At 58.9% G+C, this 17,189-nt stretch carries 24 protein-coding genes and 1 riboswitch; of the genes, 20 read left to right on the top strand and 4 right to left on the bottom strand.

All coding sequences use genetic code 11. From position 1 onward, the window contains the following. The first annotated feature begins 16 nt into the window (after positions 1 to 16). The 4 genes from OMP44_RS15245 (at position 17) to OMP44_RS15230 (ending at position 2,858) form a co-directional block, all read left to right on the top strand. Entirely contained in the window at positions 17 to 280 is a 264-nt protein-coding gene (locus OMP44_RS15245; protein ID WP_074585436.1) for a hypothetical protein, read from the top strand. Positions 281 to 423: 143 nt separating this feature from the next. Continuing rightward, positions 424 to 1,794 (top strand): IS3 family transposase, encoded by a 1,371-nt coding sequence (locus tag OMP44_RS15240; RefSeq protein WP_081049679.1) that lies wholly within the window; start codon positions 424 to 426, stop codon positions 1,792 to 1,794. 151 nt (positions 1,795 to 1,945) lie between these two features. Beyond that, a riboswitch (Fluoride riboswitch) is annotated at positions 1,946 to 2,006 on the top strand. 107 nt (positions 2,007 to 2,113) lie between these two features. Then, positions 2,114 to 2,497 (top strand): fluoride efflux transporter CrcB, encoded by a 384-nt coding sequence (gene crcB, locus OMP44_RS15235; RefSeq protein ID WP_027597932.1) that lies wholly within the window; start codon positions 2,114 to 2,116, stop codon positions 2,495 to 2,497. Between the two features lie 10 nt (positions 2,498 to 2,507). After that, the gene (locus tag OMP44_RS15230; protein ID WP_027597933.1) at positions 2,508 to 2,858 is read left to right on the top strand and encodes a DUF190 domain-containing protein; all 351 of its coding nucleotides are present in this window, start codon (positions 2,508 to 2,510) and stop codon (positions 2,856 to 2,858) included. Between the two features lie 165 nt (positions 2,859 to 3,023). On the opposite strand, the gene OMP44_RS15225 is transcribed toward OMP44_RS15230, so the two are convergent. The 4 genes from OMP44_RS15225 to OMP44_RS15210 form a co-directional block, all read right to left on the bottom strand. Further along, positions 3,024 to 4,187, bottom strand: a complete 1,164-nt coding sequence (locus OMP44_RS15225) for a TDT family transporter (RefSeq protein WP_027597934.1) — start codon at positions 4,185 to 4,187, stop codon at positions 3,024 to 3,026. Positions 4,188 to 4,316: 129 nt separating this feature from the next. Beyond that, a complete protein-coding gene (locus OMP44_RS15220; protein WP_027597935.1) occupies positions 4,317 to 4,691 on the bottom strand; it encodes a COG4315 family predicted lipoprotein in 375 nt (124 codons plus the stop codon). 25 nt (positions 4,692 to 4,716) lie between these two features. Then, the gene (locus OMP44_RS15215; protein ID WP_037007585.1) at positions 4,717 to 6,177 is read right to left on the bottom strand and encodes a YncE family protein; all 1,461 of its coding nucleotides are present in this window, start codon (positions 6,175 to 6,177) and stop codon (positions 4,717 to 4,719) included. A gap of 5 nt (positions 6,178 to 6,182) precedes the next feature. After that, complete coding sequence (locus tag OMP44_RS15210; RefSeq protein ID WP_051398701.1) at positions 6,183 to 6,536, bottom strand: DUF305 domain-containing protein; 354 nt, start codon at positions 6,534 to 6,536, stop codon at positions 6,183 to 6,185. Positions 6,537 to 6,666: 130 nt separating this feature from the next. On the opposite strand from OMP44_RS15210, the gene OMP44_RS15205 reads away from it, so the two are divergent. The 16 genes from OMP44_RS15205 (at position 6,667) to OMP44_RS15130 (ending at position 17,140) form a co-directional block, all read left to right on the top strand. Next, positions 6,667 to 7,179, top strand: a complete 513-nt coding sequence (locus tag OMP44_RS15205; protein ID WP_027597937.1) for an RNA polymerase sigma factor — start codon at positions 6,667 to 6,669, stop codon at positions 7,177 to 7,179. 29 nt (positions 7,180 to 7,208) lie between these two features. Next, a complete protein-coding gene (locus OMP44_RS15200; RefSeq protein WP_108576350.1) occupies positions 7,209 to 7,931 on the top strand; it encodes an anti-sigma factor family protein in 723 nt (240 codons plus the stop codon). A gap of 250 nt (positions 7,932 to 8,181) precedes the next feature. Next, a complete protein-coding gene (locus tag OMP44_RS15195) occupies positions 8,182 to 8,523 on the top strand; it encodes a hypothetical protein (RefSeq protein ID WP_077171998.1) in 342 nt (113 codons plus the stop codon). A gap of 59 nt (positions 8,524 to 8,582) precedes the next feature. Beyond that, positions 8,583 to 9,080 carry a hypothetical protein gene (locus OMP44_RS15190; protein ID WP_278895122.1) on the top strand — a complete coding sequence of 166 codons (498 nt, stop codon included), beginning with the start codon at positions 8,583 to 8,585 and terminating at the stop codon, positions 9,078 to 9,080. A gap of 68 nt (positions 9,081 to 9,148) precedes the next feature. Beyond that, positions 9,149 to 10,033 carry a DNA adenine modification methylase gene (locus OMP44_RS15185; protein WP_280309386.1) on the top strand — a complete coding sequence of 295 codons (885 nt, stop codon included), beginning with the start codon at positions 9,149 to 9,151 and terminating at the stop codon, positions 10,031 to 10,033. 498 nt (positions 10,034 to 10,531) lie between these two features. Beyond that, positions 10,532 to 10,672 carry a hypothetical protein gene (locus OMP44_RS15180; RefSeq protein WP_171991231.1) on the top strand — a complete coding sequence of 47 codons (141 nt, stop codon included), beginning with the start codon at positions 10,532 to 10,534 and terminating at the stop codon, positions 10,670 to 10,672. Between the two features lie 267 nt (positions 10,673 to 10,939). Then, positions 10,940 to 11,236 carry a hypothetical protein gene (locus tag OMP44_RS15175; RefSeq protein ID WP_278895110.1) on the top strand — a complete coding sequence of 99 codons (297 nt, stop codon included), beginning with the start codon at positions 10,940 to 10,942 and terminating at the stop codon, positions 11,234 to 11,236. A 62-nt stretch (positions 11,237 to 11,298) separates the two neighbouring features. Further along, positions 11,299 to 11,946, top strand: coding sequence for a hypothetical protein (locus OMP44_RS15170; RefSeq protein ID WP_278895108.1), 648 nt, complete (start codon positions 11,299 to 11,301; stop codon positions 11,944 to 11,946). A 148-nt stretch (positions 11,947 to 12,094) separates the two neighbouring features. Beyond that, the gene (locus tag OMP44_RS15165) at positions 12,095 to 12,388 is read left to right on the top strand and encodes a hypothetical protein (RefSeq protein ID WP_064307005.1); all 294 of its coding nucleotides are present in this window, start codon (positions 12,095 to 12,097) and stop codon (positions 12,386 to 12,388) included. Positions 12,389 to 12,599: 211 nt separating this feature from the next. After that, entirely contained in the window at positions 12,600 to 12,740 is a 141-nt protein-coding gene (locus OMP44_RS15160; protein WP_156522273.1) for a hypothetical protein, read from the top strand. Between the two features lie 414 nt (positions 12,741 to 13,154). Beyond that, positions 13,155 to 13,952 (top strand): hypothetical protein, encoded by a 798-nt coding sequence (locus OMP44_RS15155; protein ID WP_278895104.1) that lies wholly within the window; start codon positions 13,155 to 13,157, stop codon positions 13,950 to 13,952. 139 nt (positions 13,953 to 14,091) lie between these two features. Continuing rightward, a complete protein-coding gene (locus OMP44_RS15150) occupies positions 14,092 to 15,225 on the top strand; it encodes a DUF7146 domain-containing protein (protein ID WP_280309373.1) in 1,134 nt (377 codons plus the stop codon). Further along, a complete protein-coding gene (locus tag OMP44_RS15145) occupies positions 15,222 to 15,512 on the top strand; it encodes a hypothetical protein (RefSeq protein WP_280309371.1) in 291 nt (96 codons plus the stop codon). The genes OMP44_RS15150 and OMP44_RS15145 overlap by 4 nt, the downstream gene beginning before the upstream one ends. Positions 15,513 to 15,633: 121 nt before the next feature. After that, positions 15,634 to 15,876 (top strand): DUF1654 domain-containing protein, encoded by a 243-nt coding sequence (locus OMP44_RS15140; protein WP_256563469.1) that lies wholly within the window; start codon positions 15,634 to 15,636, stop codon positions 15,874 to 15,876. A gap of 111 nt (positions 15,877 to 15,987) precedes the next feature. Beyond that, entirely contained in the window at positions 15,988 to 16,716 is a 729-nt protein-coding gene (locus tag OMP44_RS15135; protein ID WP_280309368.1) for a hypothetical protein, read from the top strand. Positions 16,717 to 16,723: 7 nt separating this feature from the next. Then, positions 16,724 to 17,140, top strand: coding sequence for a hypothetical protein (locus tag OMP44_RS15130; RefSeq protein ID WP_064306999.1), 417 nt, complete (start codon positions 16,724 to 16,726; stop codon positions 17,138 to 17,140). Positions 17,141 to 17,189 lie beyond the last annotated feature (49 nt).

Here is a 17,189-nt window from a genome sequence, read left to right as displayed (position 1 = left end):
CTTTCGAGGTGCATGCATGACCATCATTCTTCAAGCCGCGAGGCTATTGGGACCACGTCAGATCGGCCGACGCGCAAGCGTCACCACCGATACGATGAAAATTCTGCTCTGGGAGCTTTCGGACGGTGCGGTTCTAGAGCTTCACCGCGAGGTGGGCCCCGGGAAGCGGCCGCGCTTCACCCTGGTCCGAGAGCGCGGCGATGGCTTCGACGACCTGTTGGTGTACTACGAGCGCGGGCGCGCCCGGGTCTTCAGCCCAAACCGCTACGCTGCTGCGTAGACTTCCCCCTCTGGCCGCTTCGGCGTCCTGAGGGGGGCTTTGCTGGCGTCGGCCCAGCCGCTTCGCTATAGTCGGAGCGCGCATCGACGCCTGAGCTGGCTGAAATGACCCCCGAAAGTTGGACGCTGCCTTGAAGGCGTACCATGCCCAAGTACTCTCTAGCGTTCAAATTGAAGATCGTCGCTCAGTACCAAAAGGGCGATTGCAGCTACGGCCACCTCGCTAGGGTGCATGACGTCAGCGTGGTGCAGGTAAAAGGATGGATTGGCGCCTATGCCAATCACGGAAAAGCGGCTCTACAAAAGCGTTATCGTTATCACAGCATCGATTTCAAGATCGAGGTGGTGCGACAGATCGTCGAAGGCCTATCAATCCGACGGGCTAGTGAGCGATTTAGTCTCAATCGCTCCCAAATGCAGCGCTGGGTCGATGCGTGGCAGAGGTATGGTATCGAGGGGTTGGCCAGCAAACGCAGAGGTGACTCCTTGCCCCTTCTTCCCGTTCCAGATCCATCCGCTTTCAAGCCCCACATCGCAAACCCAGTCCGAGAGCTGGAAAAGCAGGTTGCCTATCTGCAGGTCAAAAACGCCTTTCTGCGCAAAGCCATGAGCTTGGGTCTCAAGGACAGTGACCTGGACAATCAGCAGAAAGCACTTATCGTGCAGGAGTTGCGGTCACGATATCCACTTGATGCGCTTCTTCAGGGAGCATGTCTTCCTCGAAGCAGCTTCTACTACCACCTCAAGGTCACTCGCCAACCAGACAAACAAGGTGCCCGCAAAGAGAGCATCCGGACGATGTTCGCGCATCATCGGGGTCGCTATGGCTATCGCCGCATCACGCAGGCGCTACGCAATCAGGGGCAGCAGATCAATCACAAGGCAGTACAGCGGCTGATGGGCGAAATGTCGTTAAAGTGCACGCTGCGACGCCGTCGCTATCGTCCATTCACAGGGCCGGAGTCCTGCGTGGCGCCTAACCTGCTGGAACGCCGCTTTACCGCACCGCAGCCCAATCAGCGGTGGGCGACTGACATAACGGAGTTTCGTGTCAATCAAAACCGGCTATACCTGTCACCGATTCTTGACCTCTTCAATAAGGAAATTGTGGCTTTCGAGATAAGTGAGCGCCCATCGTTCGAGATGGTCTTACGTATGTTGAAAGACGGATTGAAGACCCTTCGGCCTCATGAGAAACCGCTCATCCATTCCGATCAAGGCTGGCACTATCAATACCCTGCCTACCAACAGCTGATCCGTCAGCATGGACTGACTCAGAGTATGTCAAGGCGAGCCAATTGCCTCGACAATGCGGCAATGGAAAGCTTTTTTGCAGTACTAAAATCTGAGCTTTTCCACTGCAACAGGTTCTCAAGCGTAGAGGAGCTGGCAGTAGCAATTCGGGCCTATATCGACTACTACAATAAGGAGCGAATCAAATTGGCACTGGGTGGGCGCAGTCCAGCTGAATATCGTCTGGCAATAGCGAAAGCTGTGAATACCTGTGACGAATAGGACGTTTGCCTCATAGCTACCGCAGAGTCGATCGGTTTCTAGACCCTCGGCGTTTGAGGAGTGCAGGCATGCTCCGGGTCTCAATAAGCAGTGGCAGGCATGTCGGCTTCAAGAACGAGCCATCTTCAAAGTCATCTGCTGCGCTGCTATGATCCGCTAAGGAGATGGCATTCCTCCTCAAACCGCCTCGTGCTGATGATGCCTACGTAACCCCTTGGCAGGGTGCGTAGGTGCGCCCTGTCTTTTTCGAGGACAGCGCTATGCACCGACCATATCCCTCCCCGGCCCCTAGTCTTCCATTCCCCTTGGGAGACGTTCCATGCTGAAGCCGCTCATAGCCATCGCACTCGGTGCGACCTTGGGTGCCTGGCTCCGTTGGATACTGGGCTTGAAGCTAAATGCCTGGTTCCCGTCGCTCCCGCCTGGGACGGTCGTTGCGAATCTTGTAGGTGGCTACATCATCGGAATGGCCGTAGCCATCTTCGCTGCTTGGCCCGGGATTGCGCCTGAATGGCGGCTGTTTCTGATCACCGGATTTTGCGGCGGCTTAACCACCTTCTCGACGTTTTCTGCTGAGACACTGATGCTAATCCAGCAAGGAAGGCTGCTCATGGCGCTGACTGCAATCAGCGTTCATGTCGTGGGGTCCCTGTGCATGACAGCCCTGGGTATCTTGACCATCAACCTGCTGCACCCACGATAAAGGCAATAGCATGAACGACTATCTCGTTACGTTCTATACCGAACAAAATCGTCGCCATGAACATCAGCAGATTGGAGATTGGCTTCTGGATCTTGCTAAAGAGCTTCACCTAAGTGGCGCAACGTTGTCAGTGGCGGCTGAAGGCTTTGGCCAAGATGGAAAACGCCACTCCGCTCATTTTTTTGAGCTTGCCGATCAGCCCATCCAGGTAACGATGGCGCTGACTCAAATTCAACACGACATGCTGTTTCAACGCCTCGAATCGGAAGACTTGGCACTGTTCTACATCAAGACGCCTGCCGAGATTGGCACGGTAGGACGCCACCGCCCTTCCCAAGAGACAGAGTCATCCTCGTCCTGAGCTGACGCACCTTTGAATCGGTTAAGGCGGCCGCGGTAACCAACGGCATCAAGGGATGGCTTTCACTGAGCCCCATTTGCGGACTCATCAGCTCACTCGTCGTAGAGAGTGGGCTGATGGTCCTAGCTTGGTAGCGTTGCTCAGCGAGGCGCCACCTAATCGACCTCATTTGCGTGGTTGCAGATGAGCAATGCAAGGCGAGACGAACAGCGTCCCGCGGTAGGCACCGGCTAGGGTGCGTCCCGCGACCACCGCCCACAGAGCAGTCAAGGCGACGACCAAAAAGGCACCGAAGACGGTAAGGAAACCTGACCCAAGCGTGCTTCCCAAACGTAGCGTCGTGACGGCATAGACGCCCAGTGGAAAAGTAAAACCCCACCATCCCAGGTTGAAAGGGATGCCGTGGCGCGCGTACTTCAGCGTGATCAGTATGGCAAGGCTCATCCACCACAAGCCGAGTCCCCATAGTAGGATCCCGCCAATTACGCCTAGCCCCTGCGCGACGGCGCCAATTCCGGCCATACCGTGAGCAGCGAAGATGACCGGCGCGTCGCTGCCCATCACGAGCAGACCCAACGCACCTGTACCAATGGGGCCAAGCGATAACCAGCTCGATGCAGCCATGTTCTCGTGAGGCAGCTTGTGCAGTGCCATCCGCAATAGCAGGATCACGAGGACACTTAGGGCGACAGGTACCGAATAGGCCCAAAGCACATAGCTGGTCACCAGCACGGTGAATTGGTGCCCGCCATCGGCTAGGTGCGGTGCCAACAGCCCGCCACTGGCAGCGGCCACTTCGGCGGCTACCACAGGTAGCAACCATACCGCCGTCATTTGATCGATGCTGTGCTGCTGACGAGTAAACATCAGGTACGGAATCGCTACTCCGCAAACCAGTGCCATGGCCGCATCGACCCACCAAAGTCCGGTGGCAATCGTGACAGCCACCTCACCCCATCGTGGCAGCCCAAAGATCAGCATCCCGTTGATGATTGTTGCCAACCCCATCGGAATGGTGCCGAAGAACATCGATACGGTGGAGTGGGCAAAAATTTGCTTGGCTTCGTTGTAGAACAAGATCCAGCGAGCGGCATACAAGCCGCTGAATAGAACGAAAAGCAAGATGTTGAACAGCCACAGTCCTTCGGCGATCAGACGCAAGCCGGGTACCGACGCGGGAAAACTCGCTAAGGCGATTGCCAAAATACCGGTGCCCATCGTTGCCGCAAACCAGTTGGGGGTGAACTGGCGAACGACTTCGAGCGGCTGCTTGAGCTGGCTGAGCGGCTTGCCGCCGGTGCGCAGGGCTATAGCATCCTTTAATGTCATGAGGTGAGCTCCGCTGAGGAATGCAAACAGTCTAGCCCGGCTCGATTATCTGAAAAATTGAATATGATATAAAAAGTAATCTACTAAATAGATAAGCAGTCCCCGCTGTCCGCAGGGACTGCTCCACGATCAAGGCTTTGCGACGTGCCAGACTTGATTGACACCTTCACCGGTCGTTTCACCGGGCTTGCTGTCCTTTACCCAGGTATAGAGTGGCTGCCCCTTATAGGCCCATTGCTGGCTACCATCCTCACGCTGTACTACGGTATAGCCGTCACCGCTCTTGGCCCCTGCCGGTGCCATCAGCGGCGGCCAGTTCTTGGCGCACGGGCCGTTGCAGGCGGACTTACCCTCGCTGTCCTTGGTGAAGGTGTAAAGCGTCATACCCTTTTCATCCACAAGCACCTTACCCAAGGTGGTGTCGCCAACCTTGGCGGGCGTGGCCGCCACGGCCAGCCCTGTCATGGAGAAAATGGCAGTGGCAATCAACACTTGTCTGAGCATGCTGGACCTCGATGGTTATTGGTTATTAGTATTTCGATTGGAGCACTTGCACTTGCACGGGAGCACCTGGCGCATCGGCTGCACCAGGTGCGATGACGAGGTAGCGCTGTTCATCCGCCTGGGATTGCTGAACCAGTTGGCGTATCGGTCCTACCGCATTCACGATAGCTGCGCCGGCGGGATTGGTTTGAAAAGCGGCGAGAGACTCAAGAGCGCCGCTACCGTCTGCATGACGAGCCAACGCTAGTACATAGGGCTGCTTGGCCACCAGGCCCGTAACCGAGGCCTGCAGGACCTGAGTCAAGCCCTGGTCGAAAAGTGTCACCTGAGTGGTATGACGTTCGTGTTGACCCGGCGGAGCCAGGGCGATCTGAATACTCTTGGCGGCGCTCCCTAACGGCTTAAGATTTGCCAGCCCAGCGCCCTGGGTAGCGGCGCGGGGAACGTAGACCAAAGCCTGGGGCGCCTGCCCCACGGGTACAGTGGTTTCAACGCTATTGGTCAGCGTATTGATGACGGCCACACTGTCAGCATTCTCTAGTCCCACGTACAACCGCGTGCCATCTCCTGACGGCCAGAGACCGTGGGGCAAAGCGCCAACAGGAATGCTGGCGACTTGGCTGAAATCATCGGTTCGGAAGACCTTGACTCGATTTTCTCCGCCTACCGTTACATAGGCGAAGCTTCCGCGGGCATTGCGAACCAAGTTGACGTGATTAGTGATCGCGCCAGTATCAAGCGTCTTAATCAAGCTGAACGGCGGTTTGGCTGCGAACACCTGGGTCTTACCGACATCTTTTAGGGTGAGCCAGACCTGTTGGCCATCTGCAGACGCAGCGATGTTGGGGCAGAAGGGACTCGCCTGAGCGACGCGGCCAACAATTCGATGCTCGGCAACCGAAACCACTACGGTTTCCGGAGTGAACGAGGAGCAGACGTAGCCATAGCGGCCATCAGGGGAGAAGATCTGCATGCCAGGGCCTGGCGGTACGCCAATTCGCGTCTTCTCTTTGAAAGTCACCGGGTCGATCACGGCGATATAGTCCTCGCCCCGTACCGTGACCCAGAGCTCTTTGCCGTCAGGGGTGAAAAAGGCTTCATGAGGCGCGCGACCCAGATAGGTTTTACCCTTCACCTGGTTGTTGGCGGTGTCGATGAAGGACACGGAGTTCGAGCCTATCGCTACGACGGCCAAGGTTCGCCCATCTGGCGAAAATCCCAAGCCATGCACCAGTAGCTCGCCCTTGTACAAAGGACTCAAGTTCTTGGGTTGGCTGTCGCCTAGGGTGATGACGCCGAGCAATTTTTCCGTGCTGGGATCAATCACCGATACCGTGTTGGAGAACTGCTCCGCCGTATACACACGGTCTTGGGAACTAATCGTGATGTCCGGTTGTGCAGCAGCACGCGGAACTTGACCGGCTGAAGCGGTGCAGGAGATTACTAACAACACAGCGGCGAGCGGGGTGAGCGACAATCGAGGCATGAGGATTACCGAGTTGGAGAGGCGGGCAATTCAGAAAGCGCCTGCTGCATGACGGCGATTTCCTGTTGTTGGGTGACAATGATCTCTTGGGCCAGACGGCGTAGGCGTTCGTTATGGCCATACCGCAATTGGATCCGTGCCATTTCGATCGCACCCTGGTGATGTGCCGTCATCTGGGTCACAAAGTCGCGGTCTACGTTGCCACTGCTGGGCTTGTGCATCGCGGCCATCATCTGATCCATGGCCTGGCGGTTGTCGGCCTGCGCCGTGGCGGCGCTGCTATCAGGTTCGGCCCAGGCAATGGGAAGCACGAGCACCAGAAGGGTGACTGCCAACAACGGGTGTTTGACTGAAAACACGTGGCGCTCCAGCAGACTGGTGAGTTTCCAATGCAGACGTTTGTACGGTCTGGGTTATTCCATACCTACAAAAATAAAAATTGTGGGGAATAAAAGGTCAGCTCAAGCGTCTGTCAGCGATACCAGGGGAATGTCCATGCTTGATGACGCCATGCTTTCTCAGCTACTACCGTCTCTGCGTCGCTTCGCAAGATCGCTTACTCGTCACGAAGCCAGCGCCGATGACTTGGTCCAGAGTTGTCTAGAACGGGCGCTTACGCATGGGAACACGCGCTGTCCCGCCGGTGATGTGCGAGCCTGGCTGTTCACCATCCTGTACCGCCAATTCGTTGATGGCCGACGTCGTGAGCGCCGCTATGGTCGTCTGTTGGAGTGGCTGGGATTCCAAGAGGTCCCGGTTGAGCCTTCGGCTGAGACGATCTATCTGGATCAAGAAGCGTTGACGAATCTTGAGAGACTCAATGACGAACAGCGTGCCCTGCTGCTGTTGGTCGCGGTGGAAGGCATGAGCTATCGCGATGTATCACAGGCGCTTGGCATTCCACTGGGAACCGTCATGTCTCGTTTGGCGCGGGCACGCGCGGCCTTGAGACAGATCCACGAAAGTCCTTTGGCTACCGCCGCTTTGCGAGTATTGAAATGATGTATCGACCTCCTACTCCTGAAGAGTTGATGGCTTATGCCGACAATCAGTTGGATGCGCTGCGGCACGAGGAGGTGATGCGCTATCTTGCAACCCATCCGGAAGATGCCGCACGGGTAGCTGATATCCGCGAGCAGAATCGTCGGCTACGGCTGATTTTTTCTCCCGTGCTTGAGCCTTTACCGACACACCTTATGCCAGCAGTCGTGCGACACCGGATAGTCGCCAGACGTAAAAGACGTATGACTTATCTCGCTTCGCTAGTGCTGACGTTAGGCCTGGGTAGCGGCTTAGGGTGGCAGGCACGGGAATCGATGCTGCGGCGGGCGCACGTTCCAATGGCGGATGCCGTGGAGGCTTATCGACTATTTGCGAGCGCCGAGGGGCGGCCGCCAGTCGATGTAACCGGCCAGGACGGTGCGATTCAGCATTGGCTTGAAAGGACATTTGTGCAGGCGCCCGCCCTCCCTAACCTGGAGCGCTTCGGCTTGATCCCAGTGGGTGGTCGTCTCATGGCCACGGACACCGGCGCCGCCGCGATGGTGCTCTACCGGGATACGAAAGGGCGCCAAGTGATCTTCTATGTGCGGCATCCCAACAGCCAGCGCGACGTTGGCCACGGATCTCGTAGGGAAAGCGATGTTACGGCTGACTATTGGTCAGGACAGGGCTACAACTTTGCGTTGGTGAGTCCTAGCGAAGCATCGTTTGATACCTTGCGTGAGGCGATCTCGCAGAGGCCACCTCTCTAGTTCCCGTTCAGACCAGTGCTCGTTGCTTGAAACCAACCCTGTCCAACATTTGGGGGTCATTTCATGGCAGCCCAGCACCCTTTCTGATCCGTTCGAGATGGCTTTCCCAAGCCCAGCTTGCGAAAGCGATCTTTTCTGTCCCCGCATGTGCGGTGGCAGATTCCTCAGCTGACTTGGTCAGCACCTCACCCACCTGCGGGGCTACTGGCCCTGCAGGGTCATAGCCTCGCTTCACTCTGGAGCGATCGGCATGAACCTCTACCACTGCACGTTTGAAATGGCTGATTACCGGGTGACCGCCCAGGTAGCTGGTCTGAGCACGGTCGACGCGGCGAGTCGCTTCGTCGTGTCTCCCTTCGGCAAGCGGCTATTTCGCCACATTGCGCCGCGGGCATCGGCGGCCGGCGCCATCATCGGTTTTTTCGATGGCAGCCGGTACGTGATGGCCTTGCCGCTGTGGCGCACCGCGGCGCGCGACCAGTTCGGCAAGCCGCGGTGCCTCGTCTCGGCCTGGAGCCTCACGACTCAGGCCGTTGACGACCTCTGCTTCGATGCTTCGGCGGTTGCCCGTCGCAGCGTCTGCGTTTCCTAACCCCCTGGGTGGCCATGTCCCCCTCGGGGCATGACCACCTCCTACTCCCGGAGATAGTCATGAAACTCACCTACACCTGTTCGCTCGTTTCCCGCGGTTTCAAACTGGTTGATCAAGCTGTCGGTTACGACATGCAACATGCCGCCAGGCGGTTCCTAATGAACGGCATGGGAGCGTTGGCGGCGCAGCGGTTCAATATCTGCATCGTCGACGATCTGCAGAGCGTTCCTGAGGCACATACCACGGATGCGTTCATTCTGAGCGGTGGCGTCGGTACGCAGCAGCCGTGGACCCTGACGGTAGCCCAGCAAGGCGAAACCGGTACGGTCAATGTCCTGGTTCGCTACAACGACGGCGGAGAGGTCTTGGTCGAGGCAGACAGCCCGATCAATCTCTTCTTCCTGCAGGATGGCGATAGCGACTTTGATAGCGAGGAGAAACCGGAGACCTGCGTTTCGGTGGGTAGCCTCGATCTCTACGTCCAGCGTATCGCTTGCCAACCCACCGATGTCACCGAGCTATTGGCGGCATTCAGTCACGTGCCGCCAAACCACTGATCAACAACTCAACCCTATCGGGGCATTACCCCCGATAGGGGGTGTGCCCCCTTCAACTGGAGCACATCATGAAATTTCCGAACTCGATCCTGTCTTTCCCGGACCGTGGACCCTGGGGCAATAGCCGCTACCGCGGCAACTGCAGTGGCCACGTCATCCAGGGCTTTTTTGCGACCTACCACCGGCGCAAGGACGGCCTGGCGTTCGATCCCAGCATTGGCGGGGGCACCTCGGTCGAGGTGGCTCAGGAGATGGGGCTGCGTTTCAAAGGTACCGACCTGCACCAGGGCTTCAACCTGCTGCTGGATGATCTGCAGACGTTCCTGGGCGAGGAGGCACATTCGTGCTTCTGGCACCCGGCGTACCTGGACATGATCCAGTACAGCGGGAACGTCTGGGGTGAACCCAATCGGTGGGACATGAGCCGCATGGCGATGGGGGAGTTCGTTGAGGCGCTGGAGTTGGCCTTGATGAATATCCACGACGCGATGGAGCGCGGCGGTACCTACGGCATCTTGATGGGCAACCTGCGCCGGCAGGGGGAGTACTTCAATCTCTCTTCGCTGGTGGAGCGGGTCGCGCCCGGCAAGCTGATCGACGAGCTGATCAAGGCGCAGCACAACTGCGTCTCGGACCGGCGAACCTATGGCGGCAATGTCGTACGCATCGCGCACGAGAAGCTGCTGGTCTTTCGCAAGGAGCGCGGCTCACTGCACTTCCTGGCCAAGGTCCAGCAGCGCGCTCATGCGATGCAAGGCATCACCTGGCGCGCCGCGGTGCGTCGTTTGCTGCAGGGCGGCAAGACGCTGCACCTCAAGGAGATCAACACGCAGCTCGAGGCCTACGCGGCTACCCGGGCGAACAACCACTGGGAGGCCAAGATTCGGCAGGTCGTCCAGGACGAGCGCTATTTCGAGCGCGTCGCGCCTGGCACCTATCGACTCGCGGCATGACGATCTCGCCCCCCTTCAGCCTGGCTGAGGGGGGCAGAGACCGCTTCGGCAAGAGCAGCTTGCTCAAGCGGTTTCAGGCAGACCCATGGTGGTCTGTTTTGAAAAGCTGGTACCACCAGCACTCACTAAACCGGCGGGGTTTAACAACCCCGTCAGGGCGTTGTTATCTCCGCCATAACCGGAGATAACACGATGAAAAAAATGACGTTCTTGGAGAGTTCATCGCACACACGTTTTTTGGTGTGATGTTCTTTCTTGTCCTTGCGTCGGCGGCGCTCCTGCTGTCGTGGTTTACCTACCTCATAGGGACGTTTGAGTTTGGCAGACCACTTGTTCCGATACTGACCGTACTGGAAAAAGTGATTTTGGCTGGAGACTGCATTTTTTTGCTCTGGTGGGTGATAAAATCCACCATCAAAGCCTGCAAGAATCTAGACTAAAACGAGTTGATAGGCCGTATCGCGGCCTTCCACATGTGTAGTACTGAGAGGAATTGCTATGAATGACTTTATTCGTGGCTTCAAGCGCGGCGCCAGACAGACCATGTACGGCTACTGGGCGCCCGCCGTGGCTTTGTGGAGACTGCTGTCGAGCACTACGGACGATCTGATCCGGAAGGCGAACCAGGCAGAGAAATAGAGCTTTCCTTCTACATCGGCGGCGGTCCAGGCTTGCCTGCGCCGCTGCACCCGTTCCTCTTGCTGGGAACGCCGATGTCGATCCAGGGCCCTTGTGGCTCTGGATCGGCGGATCGGAAACCGTTTCGCAAATCAGGCCTTTGCAAAGCGGTTTCAGCGTGGCCAATGGTGGCCGCGTCGAAAGGCAGCTGATCCTCTATCAGCACATCGATAAACCCTGGCGGGAGCTCTCCCGCAGGGACTGGTCTCGCCCTCTACCGGAGAGACCATGGAAGTCACAGCTCCCCACCTTGCGAACTATCTCTACTCAGGCTTCGTCTCGACGTTTTCCGACGTTGAGCGTGAACGGCTCTGCCAGGTGTATCCCTGGGCCAGAATCGACTTTGCCGAAGGAGAGATGGATGTCCACACGAGCTTTCGCGCCCGCCTCACGGATGGGCGCACGTTGCTGTGTCTGTTCCCTGAGGCCCTTGGCGATCACGTGCTGATCGTCGACACCCCAATGGAGCTGCTCAAGCAGACCCTGATACCGCTCGTGTCCATCGAACGCATCATCTACTCATAACCCCACCCAGCCGGGCCTAGTCCCGGTAGGGACACGGCCTGGCTCTACCAAGGAGCTAGACCATGAATCACAAAAACGCGGAACGTCCCTGTGCCGAAGCGGATGCCCTGAAGCTCGTGCATTCGCTGCGCGCGCTCGACGCCAAACAGCTGCTGCAGGCCGCCATCGAGCGAGGGCTGACCTTTGGTGACTGCATCAACGCTTTCGGTATGACGCCTGAGGAAAGCGCGTTCGTGAGCGCTGCGCAGGCAATGCCGGACGACGACATCGAGTTCGACGACAGAACCGTTGTGTCGCGTAGCGAGCGGGGTGCATTCGTGCACTGCTGGCACTTCGTGTCGAATGAAGCGGCTGGCATTCCCGAGCCTTCGGTGATGCTCGAAGCGCTGCAATACTTCGCTGCCACCCACCAGGGTGGAGGTGATCCGCAGCTGAAGGCCAAATATCTCGCGCTTGCGCAACTGATGGATGTCCTGGGCGCTGAGTTCGACGAGCTCGAGGGCACCCCGCAAGAGGTGGTGCCGTCGTGCTTCGACCTGGGGGACGCGTCTATTGAGATGCTGCCCTCCAGGCTCGTCGCTGAGCTGGCTGCCACCGCAATGGAACAGGGATTCTCCCAGGTTCTCGCGGAGGCGCTACTCAACTGGATCGAGCACCAGGGCAACCTGCTCGACCAGCTGGCGGCTGAGATGTTCGTAGCAGCGGCCTGAAGCCAGGCCGCGCTGTAAGAATCTTTCACGCGATCATGCGATCGGTGAAGACGATGTAGCTGAGCATCTTCCTTCAGCACTTCAACCCACCGCGGGGATCTCTGTCCCCGTGGGGCAGGGGTCTCTGCATTTTCGATGGAGGCCTGTTATGGGAGACCATAGCAAGAAAGACCCTGCTGTCCGCGTTCCCTGGTACCACCCATTGATGCACTTCGCCGGCCATAGCCTGGTCGGTACCGGCATCTTCCTTATCGTCGCCATGCCGGCGGTGCTGCTGGGATACCTGGTGCACAAGCTGCGGGAGTACAACGTCGCTGAGTTCACGCTCACGGTGCTGTTCTTCCTCGAGCACACCATCCTGGTGGTCGATGCTTTGCTGTTCCTGTCCTACCTGGGCTTCACGTCCTGGAAGGCATTCAAGGAGATCAAAGATGATCACTGAAGGCTCGAAGGTAAGAAGAGCGGTAGCGGAGTTCATCACGGCGGCCCGCGAGGCACCGCGGATCTACTTCGCTCCGTTACGCGGGGCTATAACCGGTGTCACTTTGCAGTGGCGACAGCTGCAAAACTGCCACCAAAACAGTGGCACAAAGCCGTTGTGATGGCACCAGCCCGGGCGTATGCTCAGGACATGTACTGGCGAGGAGCCGACCATGTTCCGACATCACCTGGTGCGTTTCTTCAAAACCTTCGCTGCTGAGTTCGTCAGCGCTGCCAAGCAGGCGCCGGCGATCTACTTCGCACCCCTGCGGGGCGCGATCAACGCGGTAAAGGCGCAAGCTCGCAAGGCTTGAGCGTAATCCTGGCCAGCCTCTCTTCCGGGAGGCTGAGCTTTCACCGATAGACGTATCAGCGGGCCGCAAGGCCTTTCCCCACGGGACTTCTGCTCCCGATGGGGGCAGGGTCCCTCCCAACCAGGAGGTGCACCATGGCCGAGATCATCAATCTGGTGATTGTCGTTCTCGATCTGCTTCTCTGAAGCGATCACTCAAGCGAGTCCCCGCCCATGCGGCGGGGCTTGCCTTGATTCTACTGCGGAGTGCCCCTCAGGCAGCCCATAGTGGATTCTCGATGGCGCCATGGTGCGCCCTCGTGATGCAGCAGCTGAGCTCTTCAGCACCGGCCTATCATTCTGATAGGCCAACCCCTAACCCGCGCGGGCTTCGTCCCCGCCGGGGCCGGACTCCGCGCTTACCGGAGATCCAGGAATGTCTATCACCACCGCGCTTACCACCATGATGGCCCGCCAGCTCGACAAGCTTGGCTACCCGTCTGACAACGTGCGCTTCTGCCTCGGCTACTGCCAGGGTGACGGCGCAAGCTTCACCGGTACGCTCGACATCGAAAAGCTTGGCCCGCGCCTGGTACCGGAGATACCTCCGGTAATCTGGAGCGAGCTAAAGGAAAATGCAGACCCGCACGAGGAGCTCACGCTGTTACCCGGCCGAGATCGCTATGTACACGAGCGATCTACCTCCCTGAGCGAGTCAGCTCGCAGTATTGAGGGTACCGACGCAGAGGTATATGGCGGCCCTGAGCATAAGGACGCCTTCCTTCGCTTCATGACGGCCTTGGAAGAGGACGTTGTGTCCACGGGTGCGATGCTTGCGCGCATGGGCTATTGCCTCACTGAGCGCTACCCGCGCGAGGAAGTCGAGCTGCGGGTTTTTCACCTCGATCGCTTTCGTGTAGAGCTACGCGCTTTCGAGGATGACAATTACAACCCGTTCGAATGGCAGACCACCGATGACGAGCTTGATGAGCGAATCACGGCCGTCATGGAAGGAAAGCTGCAGTTCTGCGCCCTGGAGGCCAAGGTCTACCTGGTCACCGGTGAAGAGGAGGGTAACGACATCCTGCTCGCCGGCGAGCACGTCCTCGGTGTAGAGCTTCCGGAGGGTCGGCGCGTTTGCAGCGTCGGCCGCGAGCTTATTCACGAAGCTATCGGTACTGCCCGTCGGTACCTCAACTCGCTGTCCATACCGCGCCTGCGGCAGACGGCCTGATCCAACCAACCCCAGGGGGGCTTATCCCCCTCTGGGGGCGAAGTCTCTCTGGACCACTCCCCAGCGCCGGGGCTTCCCCAAGCTCCCGTCTCGGGGGTTTCGGGAAGCCCCGGTGCTGGGCTTTACCTGGAGGTCCATGATGAGAAATTTGAAAGCGAGTGTGGTGCGTGACGCGGCAAAGGTGCGGGGCTGGGACTCCATCCTGGAGGATCTGTGTCCTGAGATCGATGCACGCGCATTCAGCAAGGTGGGGCGCCATGTCGCCTGTCCTGTGCACGGCAAGACCGGGCGCAAGGGGGATGGCTTCCGCTTCTTCCGCAAGGACTTTCACGAGTCCGGCGGCGGAATCTGCAACACCTGCGGTGCGTTCCCGGACGGGTTCGCGCTGCTGCAGTGGCTCAAGGGTATCGACTTCGCTGATGCGGTATCTCTGGTGGGTGACCGCCTGGATATCCGCTCTACCGATGACGAGAACGTGCAGGAGCGTGTCAACCGCCAGAGCCTGCCCAAGCTTCAAGCCCGGCGCGAGGCCGCGGCCGCGAAGCAGGCGGAGGAGGACACGATGCTGCGCAACCGGCTGAACAAGATGTGGGCGGAGACCATCCCGCTGACTTATCCTGATGCCGAGCCCGCGCGGTTGTACCTGGCCAGCCGCAAGATCCTGATCTGGGATCGGAGCGGCCTCGAAGGCACGGTGCGGTTTCACCGGGGCCTGGCCAGCCACAACGAAGATGGGCGCTTTGAAGGTGAGTACCCGGCGATCGTCGCCAAGGTCTCGAAGGCGAAGATGCCAATCACCCTGCACCGGCACTTTCTCACCGCCCGCGGCGAGAAGGCACCGGTGGAGAACCCGAAGAAGATGTGCGCCTATCCCAGTGATCGTCTGGTCACCGGTGGCGCGATCTGCACCGGGCAATGGGATGCCCAGGTCGTCGACCTGTGCGAAGGCCTGGAGACCGCGTTTGCGATCGAAACAGGGATGGATCTTGCGGTCCGGGTTTACCCGGCGGTGAGCGCCACCTTGCTGGAAGCGTTTGAGCCTGGGCCGTCGACCAAGCTCGTTCGCATCTGGATCGACAAGGACCGGTCAGGTCGTGGAGAGGAAGCTGTCAAGGTGCTGCGCAAGCGGCTTTGGGAGCGGAACATCCAGCTGCAGGTCTTCGTACCGCCGCTCCCCATTCCGGAAGGCGCCAAGGGCGTCGACTGGAATGATGTGCTGTTGCAGCTGGGGCGGATGGGCTTCCCGCAGTGGGCAAGGAGGGCAGTTGCGTGAGCAATTACCTCTTCGATCCGCGGATCGTGCCCACGGCGCCAGGCAGCCACGGTATCGATCCCTTTGCGCCGCCGGCAACGTTTGCCGGTGGCCCGGGGGAGTACCGCGCGCTGGTCAGGGAGCGGTACCGGGAGCACTACGGCCGGTACCGGATCCTGCTTCACGTAAGGGCCGCAGAGGAGGGCGCTACGCTGACCTTCCTCGGACCCTACGCCGCCGAGGCTCAGCTCATCATCAACTCCTTGTTCGGTCAGACCGAACACCCTGAAAGGGTCAGCGCACGCTGACCCTTTTTTTTCGCCTGGCGATCAGCCCGGGTGCCTTTCGTCTCGCCAGGGCAATACGGGTTGCCAGCGGAGCGGCCGGTTTAATACTGTATAAAAGAACATCCCCATGGGACCTGTGGAGATGGCCCGCACCCCACCGCCGGCATTGACGCCCTATGACCAGCTTGCCGCTAGGGTTCATAGGCAAGTCATGAGCGCCCCTGGCGTCCGAGAAAAGCACGTCCACGTTGAACGACGTGATGCGAGAGATCAGGACTGGGACCAGCTGCTCGAGGCGATCAGCGAGATGGAGGGCGTCATCATTGCCCACCGCGATGACGGTAGCGTCGACCTGTTCTGGAAGGTTACCTACGACGACTTTTGAGTGATCGTATGACGCGCTGGAAGGTTCGACCCACAACCGCGCTAGAATCGGCGTTTGCAATTTTCGAAAGGCATGGAGACTAGGTTCCAGTTACCTGCCGAGATCCAAACGATGACCTATAAAGTTTGCAAAGTGAGCACCGCGGCCACGGACGTGCCAGGCGTCTATAACGTCCTGTTCAATGGCGACGACCGCTTCTTCCGCCGGATCGAGATCCACCTGAGCCGAGACCTGGGCGACAACGTGCTCGACTTCATCGAGCTCTACGGCCTGTGGTGCGCCCTGGTGCAATTTGAGCTGGCCGGGCACCAGCGTACCTGCGGCAACCTGAAGCTCGTGGTATCGCGCGGCGCGGTGAAGCGCCTGTTGCTCTCGGACAGCTCCAAGGGCGAGCTCTACGAGACGTCGAATGCGCTACGCACCCAGTTTTTCGGCCTGAGCAATATCAGCGTCGAGAAGAACAGGCCCTGGACCCGCGAGGAGCATCCGGCCTTCTGCGTTAAGTGGGAGGGAACGCCTCCTCCGCAACCGTCGGTAGAGAACCCTGTCTTCGGCAAGATCTATCTGACCCATCACACCCTGGTCGAGTACCTGGACGAGACGAAGGGTGAGTGCAAGCTGGAGAACGTCTTCCCGCGGCTGGCGCGGGTGGTCAGGGATCTGAACCGCGAGGTGGCGCTGCCGGCTGACGTTATGCGGCACAAGCAACGTCGGCACGCGGGTGACCAGGACGGCGTACGTTACCTGGGCAGCATGGCGGGCTGGCAGCTCGTGACGAGACCCGCGCTGGACCAGACGGGTCTGCTAGCGATCACCGTATACCAAAGGCAGGGGTACTGAAGGATCCATGGAAGCAGGGCTAAAGCGATATCTTTCCAAGCTACGGCCGGAGCTGCTCGCGATGGTGCGCGCCGTCGAGCCGGCGCTGTGGGAAACGATTCGCGACGCTTCGGAAGAGGAGCAGGTCGCCGCGTTGGCCAACTCCTACGCGGTCATGCAGGGCATCAGCCACCAGGCCCTCGGGCAAGCAGGCTTTGAGCAAGGCAGCCTGATCCAGCGGCGGGGTGAGCAGCGTATCTACCGCCTGCAGATCATCAAGATCGATTGGGATGCGCGCGGTAGGCCCGAAAGAATCTTTTTCTACGGGCACGACTCCAGCAAGGGTAATGCTCAGATGGATCTGCTTGGCAAAAGCAGTGAGTTCACCAGCATGCGTACCGGACTGTGCATTGACGGACCTGACCTGCTGAGATTCATCAGGTAACGGCAGGACGGCGTCGGGCGATCGCCAACTCGTACTAAGGTGTCACGCA

The organism is Pseudomonas flavocrustae (assembly GCF_029872515.1).
GTDB classification, from domain to species: domain Bacteria; phylum Pseudomonadota; class Gammaproteobacteria; order Pseudomonadales; family Pseudomonadaceae; genus Chryseomonas; species Chryseomonas aestiva.
Note: the sequence above shows the minus strand (reverse complement) of the source record. Positions and strands in the feature narration are given on the sequence as shown.

Bases quoted from the DNA above. Each gene is read 5' to 3' on its own strand.
- OMP44_RS15245 (WP_074585436.1), top strand. From the start codon at position 17: ATGACCATCATTCTTCAAGCCGCGAGGCTATTGGGACCACGTCAGATC.
- OMP44_RS15240 (WP_081049679.1), top strand. From the start codon at position 424: ATGCCCAAGTACTCTCTAGCGTTCAAATTGAAGATCGTCGCTCAGTAC.
- crcB (WP_027597932.1), top strand. From the start codon at position 2,114: ATGCTGAAGCCGCTCATAGCCATCGCACTCGGTGCGACCTTGGGTGCC.
- OMP44_RS15230 (WP_027597933.1), top strand. From the start codon at position 2,508: ATGAACGACTATCTCGTTACGTTCTATACCGAACAAAATCGTCGCCAT.
- OMP44_RS15225 (WP_027597934.1), bottom strand. From the start codon at position 4,187: ATGACATTAAAGGATGCTATAGCCCTGCGCACCGGCGGCAAGCCGCTC.
- OMP44_RS15220 (WP_027597935.1), bottom strand. From the start codon at position 4,691: ATGCTCAGACAAGTGTTGATTGCCACTGCCATTTTCTCCATGACAGGG.
- OMP44_RS15215 (WP_037007585.1), bottom strand. From the start codon at position 6,177: ATGCCTCGATTGTCGCTCACCCCGCTCGCCGCTGTGTTGTTAGTAATC.
- OMP44_RS15205 (WP_027597937.1), top strand. From the start codon at position 6,667: ATGTCCATGCTTGATGACGCCATGCTTTCTCAGCTACTACCGTCTCTG.
- OMP44_RS15200 (WP_108576350.1), top strand. From the start codon at position 7,209: ATGGCTTATGCCGACAATCAGTTGGATGCGCTGCGGCACGAGGAGGTG.
- OMP44_RS15195 (WP_077171998.1), top strand. From the start codon at position 8,182: ATGAACCTCTACCACTGCACGTTTGAAATGGCTGATTACCGGGTGACC.
- OMP44_RS15190 (WP_278895122.1), top strand. From the start codon at position 8,583: ATGAAACTCACCTACACCTGTTCGCTCGTTTCCCGCGGTTTCAAACTG.
- OMP44_RS15185 (WP_280309386.1), top strand. From the start codon at position 9,149: ATGAAATTTCCGAACTCGATCCTGTCTTTCCCGGACCGTGGACCCTGG.
- OMP44_RS15180 (WP_171991231.1), top strand. From the start codon at position 10,532: ATGAATGACTTTATTCGTGGCTTCAAGCGCGGCGCCAGACAGACCATG.
- OMP44_RS15175 (WP_278895110.1), top strand. From the start codon at position 10,940: ATGGAAGTCACAGCTCCCCACCTTGCGAACTATCTCTACTCAGGCTTC.
- OMP44_RS15170 (WP_278895108.1), top strand. From the start codon at position 11,299: ATGAATCACAAAAACGCGGAACGTCCCTGTGCCGAAGCGGATGCCCTG.
- OMP44_RS15165 (WP_064307005.1), top strand. From the start codon at position 12,095: ATGGGAGACCATAGCAAGAAAGACCCTGCTGTCCGCGTTCCCTGGTAC.
- OMP44_RS15160 (WP_156522273.1), top strand. From the start codon at position 12,600: ATGTTCCGACATCACCTGGTGCGTTTCTTCAAAACCTTCGCTGCTGAG.
- OMP44_RS15155 (WP_278895104.1), top strand. From the start codon at position 13,155: ATGTCTATCACCACCGCGCTTACCACCATGATGGCCCGCCAGCTCGAC.
- OMP44_RS15150 (WP_280309373.1), top strand. From the start codon at position 14,092: ATGAGAAATTTGAAAGCGAGTGTGGTGCGTGACGCGGCAAAGGTGCGG.
- OMP44_RS15140 (WP_256563469.1), top strand. From the start codon at position 15,634: ATGGCCCGCACCCCACCGCCGGCATTGACGCCCTATGACCAGCTTGCC.
- OMP44_RS15135 (WP_280309368.1), top strand. From the start codon at position 15,988: ATGACCTATAAAGTTTGCAAAGTGAGCACCGCGGCCACGGACGTGCCA.
- OMP44_RS15130 (WP_064306999.1), top strand. From the start codon at position 16,724: ATGGAAGCAGGGCTAAAGCGATATCTTTCCAAGCTACGGCCGGAGCTG.